The sequence below is a fragment of the Umezawaea endophytica genome (assembly GCF_025061645.1).
Classification (GTDB): domain Bacteria; phylum Actinomycetota; class Actinomycetes; order Mycobacteriales; family Pseudonocardiaceae; genus Umezawaea; species Umezawaea endophytica.
The window spans coordinates 69,540-84,455 of sequence record NZ_JANYMP010000019.1 but is presented as its reverse complement, the minus strand read 5'-3'; the positions used below and the strand labels follow the sequence as shown (position 1 = coordinate 84,455).

Sequence of the window (14,916 nt, the reverse complement as noted above, 5' to 3'; positions counted from 1 at the left end):
CGAGATCCGGGCCGCCCGTGGCCTCGACCTGACCGCTCGTAGCTGGTCCACCGAGGCCGCGCTGCGGATGTTCCACAACAACCTCGACCCCGACGTCGCCGAGCGCCCCGAGGACCTCGTGGTCTACGGCGGCACCGGCAAGGCCGCCCGCGACTGGCCGAGCTTCCACGCCATCAGCCGCGAGCTGGAGAACCTGGCCGACGACGAGACGCTGCTGGTGCAGTCCGGCCGCCCGGTCGGTGTCATGCGCACCCACGAGTGGGCGCCGCGCGTGTTGATCGCGAACTCCAACCTGGTGCCGGACTGGGCGAACTGGCCCGAGTTCCGCAGGCTCGAAGCCGCCGGGCTGACCATGTACGGCCAGATGACCGCCGGGTCGTGGATCTACATCGGCACCCAGGGCATCCTCCAGGGCACCTATGAGACGTTCGGCGCCGTGGCGGACAAGCGCTTCGACGGCACCCTGCGCGGCACCCTCACCGTGACCGCGGGCCTCGGTGGCATGGGCGGCGCGCAGCCGTTGGCCGTCACGATGAACGAGGGCGTGGCCCTCTGCGTCGACGTCGACCCGCACCGCGTCCAGCGCCGGTTGGAGACCCGGTACCTGGACGAGGTCGCCGACGACCTGGACGACGCCATCGCCCGCGTGCTCGCGGCCAAGGCCTCCGGCACCCCGCTGTCCGTCGGCGTCGTCGGCAACGCGGCCGAGGTGCTGCCGGAACTGCTGCGCCGCGACGTGGCCGTGGACATCGTCACCGACCAGACCTCCGCGCACGACCCGCTGGCGTACCTGCCGGTCGGTGTCGCCCTGGACGACTGGCAGGACTACGCGGCCACCAAACCGGAGGAGTTCACCGAGCGCGCCCGCGCGTCCATGGCCGCGCACGTCGAGGCCATGGTCGGGTTCCTGGACCGCGGCGCCGAGGTGTTCGACTACGGCAACTCGATCCGCGGCGAGGCCAAGGCGGGCGGGTTCGAGCGGGCGTTCGACTTCCCCGGTTTCGTCCCCGCCTACATCCGCCCGCTGTTCTGCGAGGGCAAGGGCCCGTTCCGCTGGGCCGCGCTGTCCGGTGACCCGGCCGACATCGCCAAGACCGACAAGGCGATCCTGGAGCTGTTCCCGGAGAACGAGAAGCTCGCCCGGTGGATCAAGATGGCCGGTGAGCGCGTCGAGTTCCAGGGCCTGCCCGCCCGGATCTGCTGGCTCGGCTACGGCGAACGCCACCTCGCGGGCCTGAAGTTCAACGAGATGGTCGCCAGCGGCGAGCTGTCCGCGCCGATCGTCATCGGCCGTGACCACCTCGACTGCGGATCGGTGGCTTCCCCGTACCGCGAGACCGAGGCGATGGCCGACGGCTCCGACGCCATCGCCGACTGGCCGCTGCTCAACGCCATGGTGAACACCGCGTCCGGCGCGACCTGGGTGTCCATCCACCACGGCGGCGGGGTCGGCATCGGCCGCTCCATCCACGCGGGCCAGGTCACCGTCGCCGACGGAACCCCGTTGGCGGCGTTGAAGATCGAGCGCGTGCTGACCAACGACCCCGGCATGGGCGTGCTGCGGCACGTCGACGCGGGGTACGACCGGGCCTCCGAGGTCGCCGACGAGCGGGGCGTGCGCATCCCCATGTCCGCCGGTGAGTGACCTGCTCGCCGACATCGCGGATGTCGGCCGGGACGCCAAGCGCGGCGGGTACTCCCGCCACGCCTTCGCGCCCGCGGAACTGGAGCTGCGGCAGTGGTTCACCGCCGAAGCGACCGCGCGCGGCCTGGACGTGCAGGTGGACCGCAACGGCAACCTGTGGGCGTGGTGGGGCAAGCCGGGCCGGAACGCGGTCGTCACCGGCAGCCACCTGGACTCCGTGCCCGGCGGCGGCGCGTTCGACGGGCCGCTGGGCGTCGTGTCGGCGTTGCAGGCGGTGGACGTGCTGCGCGCCAAGGGCTTCATCCCCTCGCGGCCGTTCGCGATCGTCGTGTTCGTGGAGGAGGAGGGCGGCCGGTTCGGCGTGGCCTGCCTGGGTTCGCGGCTGATGACGGGCGCGATCTCGGCGCAGGCCGCGGCCTCGCTGACCGACCCGGACGGCGTCACGTTCGGCGAGGCCGCGCACAGGGCGGGCTTCGACCCGTTGCGGATGGGGCGCGACGAGCGGTCGCTGTCGATGATCGGCGACTTCGTCGAGCTGCACGTCGAGCAGGGCAGGGGGTTGGACGTCCCGGTCGGCGTGGCGTCCTCGATCCTGGCGCACGGCCGGTGGCGGTTCAGCTTCACCGGCGAGGGCAACCACGCGGGCGCGACGCTGATCGAGGACCGCCGCGACCCGATGCTCCCGGCGTCGCAGATGGTCGTCGCGGCCCGTCGTGCCGCGACCGGTGGCGCACGGGCCACCGTGGGCCGGTTGATCCCGAACCCCGGTGGCACCAACGTGATCGCGTCCTCCGTCGACGTCTGGCTGGACGCGCGCGCCGAGGAGGACTCCCGGACGCGCGAGGTCGTCGCCGAGATCACCGAGGCGGCCGAGCAGGCCGCCCAGGACGAGGGGTGCTCGCTCAAGGTCACCGAGGAGTCGTACGGCGACACCGTGCGCTTCGACCCCGACCTGCGCGACTCCCTCGCGGCCGTGCTGGGCGGCGTCCCGGCGCTCCCGACCGGCGCGGGCCACGACGCGGGCATCCTCGCCGCGCACACCCGGACCGCGATGCTGTTCGTCCGCAACCCCACCGGCATCAGCCACGCGCCGGAGGAGTTCGCCTCGGCGGACGACTGCGCGGCGGGCGTCGTGGCGCTGGCGACGACCCTGGAGCACTTGGCGACGTGACGAGCTACTGGTGCGAACAGGCTTGGCTGCCAGAGGGCGTCGTCCCCGGCGTGGTGGTCGACGTGGTGGAGGGCGTGGTCGTCCGGCTGTCCACTTCGGACACGCCCGGCGACGCCGTCCGCCTCTCCGGCGTGGTGCTGCCGGGCTTCGCGAACGCCCACTCGCACGCGTTCCACCGGGCGTTGCGGGGCAGGACGCACGACGACGGCGGCACGTTCTGGACGTGGCGCGAGGCCATGTACACCGTCGCCGCCTCGCTGACCCCCGAGAGTTACCTCTCGCTGGCGACGTCGGTGTACCGCGAGATGGCCGTCACCGGGATCACGGCGGTGGGGGAGTTCCACTACCTGCACGACCGGTCGAACGAGATGGGCGAAGCACTCCGGCAGGCCGCGGCGAACGCGGGCATCAGGCTCACCCTCCTGGACACCTGCTACCTGGCGGGTGGCATCGACGTGCCGGTCCAGGGCGTCCAGGAGCGGTTCACCGACGGCACCGCCTCCGCTTGGGCCGCCAGGGTTTCCGAGCTGCGCCCGGACCCGATGACCCGGCTCGGCGCGGCGATCCACTCCGTCCGCGCCGTGCCGCGCGCGGAACTGGCCGAGGTCGCCGCCGCCTTCCCGGACACCCCGCTGCACGTCCACCTGTCCGAGCAGCCCGCCGAGAACGAGGCCTGCCTGGCGGCGTACGGCATGACCCCGACGGAACTGCTGCACGAGGCGGGCGCGCTGTCCCCGCGCACCACGGCGGTCCACGCGACACACCTGTCCACAAAGGACATCGACCTGCTCGGCTCCACCGGCACCGGTGCCTGCTTCTGCCCCACCACGGAGGCGGACCTGGCCGACGGCATCGGCCCGGCCCGTGAACTGGTCGACGCGGGCAGCCCGCTGTCGCTGGGCAGCGACCAGCACGCCGTCATCGACCCGCTGTTGGAATCGCGGGCGTTGGAACACGGCGAACGCCTGCGAACCGGTCGACGCGGCCGGTTCTCGCCGCGGGAGCTGATGGCGGCGCTGACGAACCACGCGTCGATCGGCTGGCCGGAAGCGGGCCGGATCGGCGTCGGCGCACCGGCCGACCTCGTCGCCATCCGACTGGACTCGGTGCGCACGGCCGGATCACGGCCGGAGCAGGTGGTTTTGACGGCTACCGCTTCGGACGTGGCTACCGTCGTGGTGGCTGGAAGGGTTATCGCCCAAAACGGTGAGCATTTCTCGAACGGGTGATGGGATTCCCAGTTCTGTCAGTCCCGATCGCCATCATGCTTCCATGACGAGGCCACCATTCCGCCGCCGAAAGCTGGGACGCCGCCTGCGCCAGATGCGGGAGGAGGCCGGGATGAGCATCGACGAGGCTGCTCTGGTCCTGGACAAGAAACGCACCTCGATGTACCGCATCGAAGCGGGCGAGTCACGTGTCGACGTCCACCTCGCCCGCTCGATGATGGACGTCTACGACATCTATGCGCCGACCCTGCTGGAAGACGTCCGGTACGCGCTGCAACCCGGCTGGTGGACCACCTTCGGGTTGCAGGAGTTGGGGTACGTCGATGTGGAGACCGAAGCATCGGTGGTCCGGGAGTTCGCGCTGGTCCGACTACCGGGTCTGTTGCAGACCGAGCACTACATGCGCGCGGTCTTCGATGCCAGCTCGCTGAACCGCACGAAGTCGGAACTGCTCAACCAGGTGAAGGTGAGGATGATCCGGCAGCGGCGGCTGGTGGATGAGGAGAAGCCGCTGAGCCTGGTTGCCCTGATCGATGAGATCGCGCTGCGGCCGAACATAGGCGATGCGGAGGTGGTGCGAGACCAACTCGGGTATCTCGTGATGGCTGCGGAGTTGCCGACCGTCTCGCTTCGAGTGCTGCCGAGGAGCGCCGGCGCGCACACCGGCCAGGCAGCGGGTGCCTTCACCATCGTGGAGTTCTCCGATCCGGAGGACAATCCGATGCTCTACGTCGAATACGCCACCGGGGCCATCCACATCGAGGAAGAGGCAGAGGTGTCGCGGGCTAGACTCCTGCACGACCACTTGCTCGGCCGAGCGTTGAGTTCCGAGGACTCGGTGGCGCTGATCGAGCGGATACTGGCCGAGTGAAAGAGGTGCTTGTGGTGGAGTGGCGCAAGAGCAGCTACAGCGGTGACGGCAACAACGGCAACTGCGTCGAGATCGCCTTCGCCGGGCCGGAGGTCGCGGTTCGCGATTCCAAGAACCCCCGTCCGCAACTGGCTTTCCCCGCTCAGGCCTGGAAGCGGTTCGTGCGTCGATGAGCACTCTGATCACCAACATCGGCGAACTCACCACCAACGACCCCGAGGTCTCCGGCACCGCCCTGGTGCTGGAGGGGGACCGGGTCGTCTGGGTCGGTTCCGCGAAGGAAGCGCCCCCGGTCGACGAGAGCGTCGACGTCGAAGGCCGTGCCGTGCTGCCCGGTTGGGTGGACAGCCACACGCACCTGGTGTTCGCGGGCGACCGGACGGCCGAGTTCGGGGCGCGGATGGCCGGGAAGCCGTACACGGCGGGTGGGATCGCCGTCACGGTCGGCGCGACCCGTGCCGCGTCCGACGCCGAACTGGCCGCCGTGATCAAGCGGCACGTCGCCGAGGCCGTCAGCCAGGGCACCACGTACGTCGAGACCAAGACGGGCTACGGCCTCAGCGTCGCCGACGAACTCCGGTCGGCCAAGCTCGCGGCCGAGCACGCCGACGAGGCGACGTTCCTCGGTGCCCACCTCGTCCCCGCCGGGACCAACGCTGACGACTACGTGGACCTGGTGCGCGGCGAGATGCTCGACGCCGTCGCCCCGCACGTGCGCTGGGCCGACGTGTTCTGCGAGACCGGCGCGTTCGACGAGGACCAGTCGCGGGCGGTCCTCACGGCCGCCGCCGCCAAGGGACTCGGCCTGCGCGTGCACGGCAACCAGCTCGGTGAAGGGCCCGGTGTCCGGTTGGCCGTGGAGGTGGACGCGGCCAGCGTCGACCACTGCACCTACCTGTCCGCCAAGGACATCGACCTGCTCGCCTCCTCGGACACGGTCGCCACGCTGCTGCCCGCGTGCGACCTGTCGACCCGCCAACCGCTCCCGGACGCCCGAGGCCTGCTCGACGCGGGCGCGACGGTGGCGTTGGCCAGCAACTGCAACCCCGGCTCGTCGTACACGTCCTCGATGGCCTTCTGCGTCACCACCGCCGTCCTGCAAATGCGGATGAGCGTCGAGGAGGCCGTCCGGGCCGCCACGGTGGGCGGTGCGCGGGCGCTGCGCCGCGACGACGTCGGAGTGCTCCGACCCGGCGCCCGCGCGGACGTCCACGTGCTCGACGCCCCGTCCACGACCCACCTTGCCTACCGGCCGGGTGTCCCGCTGACCCACGCCGTGTGGCGGGCGGGAACGCGCGTCCGCTGATCGGAAGGCCCGGCGGTCACAGGATTTCCAGGCACTCGGTGAGCAGGTTCCTGCCGTAGTGGCACTTCCAGAGCGCCGTGCCCGCCGTTCGCCAGTCCCGGTGCAGGCACAGGCCGCGCACCAGCCAGTACGAGTACCAGGGCGCGCCGTCGGTCAGGTCGTCCCAGTCGCCCTTGGCCGGGAGGTACGACTTGGCCGACGCCAACGCGTGCAGCCGCCGACCGCTGACCCCGGAGAAGAGCGGGGGCAGCTCGTCGGCCATGCCGTGCAGCAGGGCGGTGCCCTCCTCCTCGATCCGCCGCACCTCGGGCATCCACGAGGACAGGCCGGAGAAGTAGGCCCTCGTGATGTCCCCGACGACCTTGGAGACGCTGTCCTCGTTCTCCAGGTGGCGCAGTACCGGTTCCACGATCGCCAGCAGCCGCGCCTCCAACCGGGCGAAGTCGTTCAGCCACACCGTGAGGCGGGCGGCCGCGTCGACCGGGGACGGTTCCCCGTGACGCCGCGGCACCGGGGCGAGCGTGCCGCCCACCCGGTCGACCGGTTCGGCCTCGGCCCTGCGGTGCATCGCGTTGATCGTCAGGAACGCGGTCAGCGCGACCACCGCCACCAGCACGAGCAGGACGACGAAGATCGTCCCGATCGTGCTCACCACGGCGACCACGAAGTCCTGGAACGGCTCGAAGCGCACCAGCAGCCAGACGAAGGCCGCCGCGGACCCGATCCCGAGCACCAGCCGGACCACGCAGCCGCCGACCCTGCTCGCCAGGACCGCGAGCACGAGGCTCAGCCCCAGCGCGACGAGCGGGTCGCGCAACACCTTCAGCACGCCGTCCCAGGTGGTCATGCTCCCTCCCCACCCTGGTAGTCGTCGGTCGCCGCACGAGCGCTACGGACGACCCGCTCCGCCACGTCGAAGACCGGCTCACGTGCGTTTGATCACGTATGGTTCGGCCTTGTGGCGGAGGACTTCGGGAACGCGCTCACGCGTGCGATCGAGGCCAGCGGGCTGAGCCTGGAACGGATCCAGCACCACCTGGCCCGGCGCGGCGCGCAGGTCAGCGTGTCGACGTTGAGCTACTGGCGGCGCGGGCGGAGCAGGCCGGAACGCCCCGAGTCGCTGCGCGTGGTGAAGCTGCTGGAGGAGGTCCTCGCCGTCGACGACCTGCTGGGCAGCCTCGGCCCGAAGCGCCCGCGCGGGCGGTGGACCGAGCAGACCGCCGAGCGCGAGTTGACGCTGGAGGGCATCTGGGACGTCCAGGCCGACGGGCTCAACGAGCTGATGCTCAAGGTCGACCACCTGGAGCCGACGCCGGTCACCTACCTGACCTGGCGCGACGTGATGACCGTCGGGCCGGACGGCCGTGAGGTGGAGTTCCGGTCGAGCGGTGTGCTGCGCGCCGACGAGGACGGCATCGACCGGTTCCTCGCGATCCAGCGGGCCGACGAGGAGGACCGGAGCGTCGGCACGATCTCCGCGCAGGGCGCGTGCCGGGTCGGCCGGGTGCGCACCGAGGAGGAGCACGGGTTCCTCATCGCCGAGGTGCTGTTCGACCGGATGCTGCGAGCGGGGGACACGGCGCTGGTCGACTACCGGATCGCGTCCAACCCCGGCGGGATCAGCTCCGTCACCGACCGCCGGTTCCTGCGCGGGGCGCGGGACTACGTGCTCCAGGTGAACTTCCACCCGGACGCGGTCCCGGTGCGCTGCTACCGGTTCCGCCAGGGGACGTCGCAGGACCCGCCGACCGACGTGCGTGACCTGTGGCTCGGCACGACGCACAGCGCGCACCTGGTCGTGCACGACACCGGGCCCGGCATCATCGGCATCCGCTGGGAATGGGAGTGATGCCGGGCCCGGTGTCCGCGGCTACCTGACGGTCAGCGTGAACGTCGTCGTGGCGCTGTTCACGCCGTCGGTCGCCGTGATCTTGATCGGGTAGGTGCCCGCCGCGGCGAACCCGGTGAACACGGACAACTGCGAGCTACCGGCCGCCGAGATCGTCGTCGGCTGGAAGAAGTACATCGCGCCCTGCGGTCCGCCGGTCGCGGACAGCCTGACGGTCCCGGCGCCGCCCTGGACGGCCACCGTGGTGCTGCCGAACTGGCCGGCGCCGATCGTCTGCGAGACAGGGGAGGTCGCAGCGGTCAGCTTGCCAGCGGGCGGGTCCGGCGGGTTCGGGTTCTGGCCGCCGGACCCGGTGTACAGGAACAGGTTCGGCGAGCCGGTCTTGATGTCGGTCAGCAGGTTCTTGGTGGCGTTGGCGACCAGGGCGTCGCGGACCTGCTTGGGCGTGGCGCTCGGGTTCGCGCCGAGGTAGAGGGCTGCCGCGCCCGCCACACCGGGGCTCGCCATGGACGTGCCGCCCATCTCGGTGGAGCCGGTGTCACTGGAGTAGGACGCCGAGCGGATGGCCGTGCCCGGTGCCCAGATGTCCAGGCAGGTCCCGAAGTTGGAGCTGGCCGACGAGTTCCACACCGACCTCTTCCCCGCCTGGTCGACCGCGCCGACCGTGATGGCCTCCGGGGTGCGCGCGGGCGTGAACTGGCACGCGTCCTGCCCGCTGTTGCCGCCCGCGAGGGCGTAGGTGAAGCCCGCGGTGATGGACTTGCGGACCGCGTTCTCCATGGTGGTGTTGCTGCCGTTGCCACCGAGGCTCATGTTGACCACGGCGGGCTTGACGCCGTTCGCGGTCACCCAGTCGATCGCCGAGATGATGCCCTCGAACGACCCGGTGCCGTCGCAGCCCAGCACGCGCAGCGCGACGATCTTGGCCTTCTTCGCGACGCCGTACGTCTTGCCCGCGACGGTGCCCGCCACGTGCGTGCCGTGGCCCTGGCAGTCCGACGCGTCCGAGTCGTTGTCGACGAAGTCGTACCCGTAACTCGCGCGTCCCTCGAATTCCGAATGGGACTTGCGAATTCCGGTGTCGATCACGTAGGCCGTCACGTTCGAGGCCGTGTTGTCGTAGGTGTACTTCTTGTCGAGCGGCAGTTCGCGCTGATCGATCCGGTCCAGGTTCCAGATCGGGTCGGTCTGCGTGTCCTGGAGCCGGACGACCGCGTCCTGCTCCACGTAGTCGACCGCCGGGTCGGCGGCGAGCCGTCGCGCCTGCTGCTCGGACAGCCCTCGCACCGAGAAGCCCTGGATGACGGAGCTGAACGAGCGGCCGAGTCGGCCCTGGTAGCGGGTGGCGAGCGCGGTCGCGTCGGCCTGCACGCCGCTCTTGTAGACCACCAGGTAGCTGCCGGGCACCGCCTCCGCGCCCGACGCCGTGAGCACCGCCTCCTCCAGTGGTGCGGCCGTGACGACCGGGGCGAACAGGACCGCCCCGGTCAGGCCGAGCGCCGTGAGCACGGCACCTCGACGCAATTGTTCTTTCATCTGGGTCCTCCGCAGGGAATTGGGTTGAACCGAGATGAAACTAACTCCACGACCGGGTGAAATGGCAGTGTCGAATATTCGAGGTCAATACTGTCAAATTTGTGGAAGGCCTTCGGCGGGAACGTCCCGCAGGGTCCGCAGGGGGGACAGCAGCAGCCACAGCACGGCCAGCGCGAGCCCCGAGGCCCCGACCCACAGGCCGGTCCGCGCGTCCGCGACCTCCGCGACCACGCCCGCCGTGATGCCGCCCAACGGCATCGTGCCCCACACGACGACCCGGTTCGACGCGTTCATCCGGCCGAGGAGCCGGTCCGGGCACACGGCCTGGCGGAAGGTCACCTGCGCGATGTTGTAGACCGTGGAACCGAAGCCGACGACGAACCAGCCCACCACGAACAGGCCGACCCGCCAACCGGGAGCGGTCAGCGGCAGCAGCAGCGCGAACGGCTGGGTGAGCAGCAGCGACAGCCACGACGACCGGGCGCGGCCGACGCGGGACACCAGCGCCCGACCCGTGATCCCACCGAGGAAGCCGCCCACCCCGGACGCCGCCAGCACTAGGCCCGTCGTGGCCGTCGAAAGCCCCAGTTCCCGGTTCAGGAACAGCACGTTCAGCGTGATCAGGAACGTCAGGAAGAGGTTGGCGGTCGCCGTGCAGCACGCGATGGCGCGCAACGTCGGCACGCCGAAGACCAGGCGGAGGCCCTCGCCGATCTCGCCGACCAGGTCACGGGTCGCGGGCCGGTCCGGCGCGGGCTCGACCGACGTGATGCGGTTGAGCTGGAAGGCGGACACCAGGAACCCGGCGCTGGTGGCGAGCATCGTGTTCGCCGCGCCCAGCACGCCGACTGCCCAGCCGCCGAGGGCCGGGCCCGCGGTCGTGGCGACGGACTGGCTGGTCTGGAGCTTCGCGTTGCCCTCCAGCAACTGGTCCCGGCCGACCAGCACGGGCAGGTAGGCCAGGTGCGCGACGTCGAAGAACACCGTCGCCACCCCGACGGCCAGCGTCACCACCAGAAGTTGCGCCAGCGTCAGCACTCCGGCCCAGCTCGCGACCGCGATGGTGACCAGCAGCGCCGCCCGGCACAGGTCCATCGAGACCATCAGCCCGCGCTTGCGCGTCCGGTCCACCCACGCGCCCGCGGGCAGCCCGATCAGCAGCAGCCCGACCGTCTGCGCCGCGTTCAGCAGACCGACCTCGAACGGCGTCGCGGCGAGCACCCCGACCGCGAGCAGCGGCGCGGCGACCCCGCCGATCCTGGTGCCGAACTGGCTGACGGCGTTGCCCGCCCACAACATCCGGAAGTCGGCGTGCCCCCGCAGCGTCACCACGTGACGGGGAGCGCGCGCGGCCCGCGGACCGTCAGGCCCAGCTTCCACGGCACCTCGTCGACCGGCACGGCCAGCCGCAGACCGGGCACCCTGAGCACCAGCGCGGTCAGCGCGGCCCGCAGCTCCACCCGCGCCAGCACCGCCCCGAGGCACAGGTGCGGGCCGTGGCCGAACGCCAGGTGGCCCGCGGGCTTGCGGTCGAGGTCGACGCGACCGGGGTCGGCGAACACGTCGGGGTCGTGGTTCGCCGAGGGCAGGGAGGCGAACACGGCTTCACCGCGCCGGATCAGCACGCCGGAGATCTCCACGTCCTCCAGCGCGATCCGGGGAGCGCTCACGCCGAGACCGGACATCGCATAGCGGAGCATCTCCTCGACCGCGGTCGGGACGAGCCCCGGTTCGGCCCGCAGCCGGGGCGCCAGGGTCTCGTCCTCGGTCAGCAGCACCGTGAAGTTGGCGACCGCGTTGGCGACGTTCTCGTAGCCCGCGCCGAGCAGCGAACCGCACAGCGTCACCAGTTCCAGCTCGCTGAGCCGGTCGTCCACGTCCCGCGCGTGCACCAGCGCGCTGAGGAGGTCGTCGCCGGGGTCGGCGCGGCGTTCGGCGATGACGTCGGCCAGGTAGTCGGACAGCTCGTCGACCGCGTCCCGCACCTGTTCCCTCGTGTAGGCGGTGGACGACAGGAGCCTGCTCGCCAGGCCGGTGAAGTGGTCCCGGTTCGCCGTCGGCACGCCGAGCAGCTCCCAGATCACGGTGATCGGCAGCGGCAGTGCGAACGCCTCCAGCAGTTCGGCGGGCGGCCCCTCCTCCAGCATCGCGGTCAGCAGGTCGTCGGTGAGCTGCTCGATCCTCGGCCGGAGCCCCTCGATCCGGCGGGCCGAGAACGCGGGCGCGACCAACCTGCGGAGCCTGGCGTGCTCCGCTCCGTCCATCATGGACAGTGCCGACCCGCCCGCAGGCTCCACCGTCAACCGGGGCACGGCCGGGCCCGCCGCGGCGGCCCTGCTGAACCGGCGGTCGGTGAGCAGCGCCCGGTTGTCGGCGTACCGGGTGAGCAGCCAGGCGTCACCGCCGTGGGGCAGCCGGATCCGGGACACCGGCTCGTTCTCGCGCAGCTCGGCGAAGACGGGGTCGATCGCGAGCCCGACGGGGTCCGAGAAGGGGAACGTCCTCGGTTCGCGTCCGGTCACCGCCACCTCCTGGGGCCCGCTCATCCCGCCGCCACCAACCGAACCCGTTCGACGGCCGCCCGGTGCAGGTCCTCGGGGATGTTCGGGTCGTCCACCAGCAGGCAGGTGCCGATCGGCGTGGTCATCAGGTGCGTGTCGCCGAACTCGTGCAGCTCCACCCGCGACCCGGCCGAAGGCTTGTCGTCCAGCGGGAAGCCGAAGCGCAGCCGGGGGATCGCGGCGGTGCCCGACCGCCGCCGCGCCTTCTCGTCCGCTGCCACGGGGACGAGCGCCGCCTGCACGGCGGCCCACCCGTCCGGCAGGTCCACCCACCGGCTGGTCCTGCGGTGCAGCTTCAGCAGTTCCGGCGCCAGGTTCAGCTCACGGGCGGTGTCCGCGACGAGGTCGGGCAGCCGGTCGCCGAACCGCTCGTCCAGCACCTCGGCCAGCACGACCAGGTCCAGCACGTCCTTGCGCTTGAACCGGCGCTGGAAGCACTCCTCCGCCACCGCGAACAGCGAGCGCACGTCGTCGTCCTCCGGCAGGCCGGCGCGCACCGGGACGTCGGACGTGTTGCCGCAGAACGCGCACGTGGCGATGTCCGCGCCCATCGGCTTGTCCAGCTCGGGCTCCTCGGCGGGCCACTTCATCGCCACGACGACGTGCAGCTCCTCGCGGGTCTGGAGCACGTTGATGCCCTGCGGCACGGCGTCGAAGCGCTCGCGGAGGTCCAGGACGCACCGCCACAGCGACTCCTCGTCGGGCGCGACCACGTCGGTGTCACCGGAATCGCGCAGGAGCCCTGCGGGCATCCGCGCGGCGATGCGGGCACCCTTGATCACCTCGACGCCGTGGGCCCGCGCCAACCGCTCGCCGGTCGCGTGCAGCGCGTCGACGCGGCGCCGGACCCTCGACAGGTGCTCGGCGGCCTGCTCGCCGATCGACCCGCCCCTGGCCACCACCGACGACAGCCACGTCGGCAGCAGGCCCGCCCGGTTCGCCATGTCCGCCACCCGCCAGCGCGGGTAGCCGGGCGGAACACCGAGAAGGTTTTCCACCACGGTGAGTTCGGCCATTCGGCTGCTCCTCGGCCCGGTGATCGCAATCGCGATCGTCAATCCATTCGGCATCGTTCCGGGTGACCTGGTCGGTGTCAACGCCGGTCATTCATTTTGGTAATCGGCGTTGACGCTCGTCGGAAGCCGAGTCTAAAATTCCGCCTCGTCCTCTCGGTAAGGGTTTTTTTGCTGCGGAATTGGAGGGTAATCATGCGTCATCTCGCGACAGCGGAATTTCGAGTGAAGAAGCCCAGCAAGAAGTAGGTGCAGGTCAAGGGGTCGGCCTGGGGGCTCGGCCGCCTGGGTCGGCCTCCTCTCGTGGTGAACGGTCGTAGTTCACGTGGTCCGTTCGGCCGATTCCGTCCCGCGTGGGTTTTTCCGATTTCGTCCAGTTCGGCCGTTATTCTTGGTCGAGGAATGCGGTGTACCCGAGAATTGGCCCGCTGATCGTCCGGGCCACTTCCTGGAGTTGCTCCACGTGGCAGCATCGTGCCGCACGGGGTTAGCTGGGGGCATGGAGTACACGAACCTCGGTCGATCCGGTCTCTCCGTGTCCCGCCTGTGCCTCGGCACGATGAACTTCGGGCCGGAGACGACCGAACCCGACAGCTTCACGATCATGGACCGCGCCCACGAGCACGGCATCAACTTCTTCGACACCGCCAACGTCTACGGCTGGAAGACGGGGGAGGGCGTCACCGAGAACATCATCGGCCGGTGGTTCGCCACCGGTGGCCTCCGCCGCGAGAAGACCGTGATCGCCACCAAGCTCTACGGGAGCATGAGCGACTGGCCGAACGGCAACCTGTTGTCGGCGTTGAACATCCGCCGCGCGTGCGACGACTCGCTGCGCCGCATGCAGACCGACTACATCGACCTCTACCAGATGCACCACGTCGACCGCGCGACGCCGTGGGACGAGATCTGGGAGGCGTTCTCCGTCCTGCGCCAGCAGGGCAAGGTGCTGTACTTCGGGTCGTCGAACTTCGCGGGCTGGCACCTCGCCCAGGCCCAGGAAGCCGCGCGCGCCAGGCACTTCCTCGGCCTGGTCAGCGAGCAGTCCATCTACAACCTGCTGAACCGCTGGGTGGAGCTGGAGGTGCTGCCCGCGGCCAAGCACTACGGCCTCGGCGTCATCCCGTGGTCCCCGCTCAACGGCGGCCTGCTCGGCGGCGCCCTGCGCAAGCAGCGCGAGGGCGGCGGCGCCCGCAGCAACTCCGGCCGCGCCAAGGAAGGCCTCGCCAAGCACCAGGACGCCATCGAGTCCTACGAGAAGCTGTGCGCCGACCTCGGCGAGGACCCGGCCAACGTTGGCCTCGCATGGCTCCTGCACCAGGAGGGCGTGACCGCCCCGATCATCGGCCCGCGCACCACCGAGCAGTTGGACGGCTCGCTCAGGGCCGCGGAGCTGAAGCTCGACGCGGAAGTCCTCACCAAGCTCGACGAACTCTTCCCGGCCCCCGGCCCGAACGGCTCCAAGCCCGCTCCGGAGGCGTACGCCTGGTAGTGCGGAGGGGGCCCGAGCAGGCCCCCGCCCGTCACTCGTCGTCCTCGTCGTCGCGCGCCAGGAACGTCGCCAGGCGTTCGACCGGGACCTCGAAGTCGGGGTTCAGGTCGACGAACGCGCGGAGGCGGTCGGCCAGCCAGGCGAAGCTGACCTCCTCCTCGCCCCGACGGGTTTCCAGCTCTTCGATGCCGCGATCGGTGAAGTACATCGGGTCCTCCGTGAACGGCCGAGCCGCCGGAACCC

Annotated in this window: 14 protein-coding genes; 8 read left to right on the top strand and 6 right to left on the bottom strand. The window is 70.8% G+C overall.

Annotated features, from left to right (window positions below; genetic code table 11):
- Positions 1-4: 4 nt before the first annotated feature.
- From hutU to hutI, 6 genes are read left to right on the top strand one after another with little or no spacing between them, the layout of a single operon-like run.
- A complete protein-coding gene (hutU, locus tag NZH93_RS32615) occupies positions 5-1,645 on the top strand; it encodes a urocanate hydratase (protein WP_372506947.1) in 1,641 nt (546 codons plus the stop codon).
- On the top strand, positions 1,638-2,816 hold the full coding sequence (locus tag NZH93_RS32610) for an allantoate amidohydrolase (protein ID WP_259627109.1): 1,179 nt from the start codon (positions 1,638-1,640) through the stop codon (positions 2,814-2,816). The genes hutU and NZH93_RS32610 overlap by 8 nt, the downstream gene beginning before the upstream one ends.
- Positions 2,813-4,045: a formimidoylglutamate deiminase gene (locus tag NZH93_RS32605; protein ID WP_259627108.1), complete on the top strand. Its 1,233-nt coding sequence runs from the start codon at positions 2,813-2,815 to the stop codon at positions 4,043-4,045. The genes NZH93_RS32610 and NZH93_RS32605 overlap by 4 nt, the downstream gene beginning before the upstream one ends.
- The gene (locus tag NZH93_RS32600) at positions 4,023-4,916 is read left to right on the top strand and encodes a helix-turn-helix domain-containing protein (protein WP_372506944.1); all 894 of its coding nucleotides are present in this window, start codon (positions 4,023-4,025) and stop codon (positions 4,914-4,916) included. The genes NZH93_RS32605 and NZH93_RS32600 overlap by 23 nt, the downstream gene beginning before the upstream one ends.
- Positions 4,913-5,089: a DUF397 domain-containing protein gene (locus tag NZH93_RS32595; protein ID WP_259627106.1), complete on the top strand. Its 177-nt coding sequence runs from the start codon at positions 4,913-4,915 to the stop codon at positions 5,087-5,089. The genes NZH93_RS32600 and NZH93_RS32595 overlap by 4 nt, the downstream gene beginning before the upstream one ends.
- On the top strand, positions 5,086-6,222 hold the full coding sequence (hutI, locus tag NZH93_RS32590) for an imidazolonepropionase (RefSeq protein ID WP_259627105.1): 1,137 nt from the start codon (positions 5,086-5,088) through the stop codon (positions 6,220-6,222). Before NZH93_RS32595 ends, hutI begins: the two co-directional genes overlap by 4 nt.
- A gap of 16 nt (positions 6,223-6,238) precedes the next feature.
- Here hutI and NZH93_RS32585 read toward each other — a convergent pair whose 3' ends face one another.
- The gene (locus tag NZH93_RS32585; protein WP_259627104.1) at positions 6,239-7,069 is read right to left on the bottom strand and encodes a hypothetical protein; all 831 of its coding nucleotides are present in this window, start codon (positions 7,067-7,069) and stop codon (positions 6,239-6,241) included.
- 111 nt (positions 7,070-7,180) lie between these two features.
- Here NZH93_RS32585 and NZH93_RS32580 point away from each other — a divergent pair, with 111 nt between their 5' ends.
- Positions 7,181-8,071, top strand: a complete 891-nt coding sequence (locus NZH93_RS32580) for a helix-turn-helix domain-containing protein (RefSeq protein WP_259627103.1) — start codon at positions 7,181-7,183, stop codon at positions 8,069-8,071.
- 21 nt (positions 8,072-8,092) lie between these two features.
- Here the strand turns inward: NZH93_RS32580 and NZH93_RS32575 are convergent, their stop codons facing one another.
- From NZH93_RS32575 to NZH93_RS32560, 4 genes are all read right to left on the bottom strand, one after another.
- A complete protein-coding gene (locus NZH93_RS32575) occupies positions 8,093-9,607 on the bottom strand; it encodes a S8 family peptidase (RefSeq protein ID WP_259627102.1) in 1,515 nt (504 codons plus the stop codon).
- A gap of 93 nt (positions 9,608-9,700) precedes the next feature.
- A complete protein-coding gene (locus tag NZH93_RS32570; protein ID WP_308214259.1) occupies positions 9,701-10,987 on the bottom strand; it encodes an MFS transporter in 1,287 nt (428 codons plus the stop codon).
- Entirely contained in the window at positions 10,933-12,129 is a 1,197-nt protein-coding gene (locus NZH93_RS32565) for a cytochrome P450 (RefSeq protein WP_259627101.1), read from the bottom strand. The genes NZH93_RS32570 and NZH93_RS32565 overlap by 55 nt, the downstream gene beginning before the upstream one ends.
- A gap of 20 nt (positions 12,130-12,149) precedes the next feature.
- Positions 12,150-13,184 (bottom strand): hypothetical protein, encoded by a 1,035-nt coding sequence (locus NZH93_RS32560; protein ID WP_259627100.1) that lies wholly within the window; start codon positions 13,182-13,184, stop codon positions 12,150-12,152.
- A gap of 496 nt (positions 13,185-13,680) precedes the next feature.
- On the opposite strand from NZH93_RS32560, the gene NZH93_RS32555 reads away from it, so the two are divergent.
- Positions 13,681-14,673: an aldo/keto reductase gene (locus NZH93_RS32555; protein WP_259627099.1), complete on the top strand. Its 993-nt coding sequence runs from the start codon at positions 13,681-13,683 to the stop codon at positions 14,671-14,673.
- 31 nt (positions 14,674-14,704) lie between these two features.
- Here NZH93_RS32555 and NZH93_RS32550 read toward each other — a convergent pair whose 3' ends face one another.
- Positions 14,705-14,881, bottom strand: a complete 177-nt coding sequence (locus NZH93_RS32550) for a DUF6104 family protein (RefSeq protein ID WP_259627098.1) — start codon at positions 14,879-14,881, stop codon at positions 14,705-14,707.
- Positions 14,882-14,916: the final 35 nt, after the last annotated feature.

Excerpts from the sequence above, each read along its gene's own strand:
- hutI (WP_259627105.1), top strand. The coding sequence starts at position 5,086 with ATGAGCACTCTGATCACCAACATCGGCGAACTCACCACCAACGACCCC.
- NZH93_RS32585 (WP_259627104.1), bottom strand. The coding sequence starts at position 7,069 with ATGACCACCTGGGACGGCGTGCTGAAGGTGTTGCGCGACCCGCTCGTC.
- NZH93_RS32575 (WP_259627102.1), bottom strand. The coding sequence starts at position 9,607 with ATGAAAGAACAATTGCGTCGAGGTGCCGTGCTCACGGCGCTCGGCCTG.
- NZH93_RS32560 (WP_259627100.1), bottom strand. The coding sequence starts at position 13,184 with ATGGCCGAACTCACCGTGGTGGAAAACCTTCTCGGTGTTCCGCCCGGC.
- NZH93_RS32555 (WP_259627099.1), top strand. The coding sequence starts at position 13,681 with ATGGAGTACACGAACCTCGGTCGATCCGGTCTCTCCGTGTCCCGCCTG.
- NZH93_RS32550 (WP_259627098.1), bottom strand. The coding sequence starts at position 14,881 with ATGTACTTCACCGATCGCGGCATCGAAGAGCTGGAAACCCGTCGGGGC.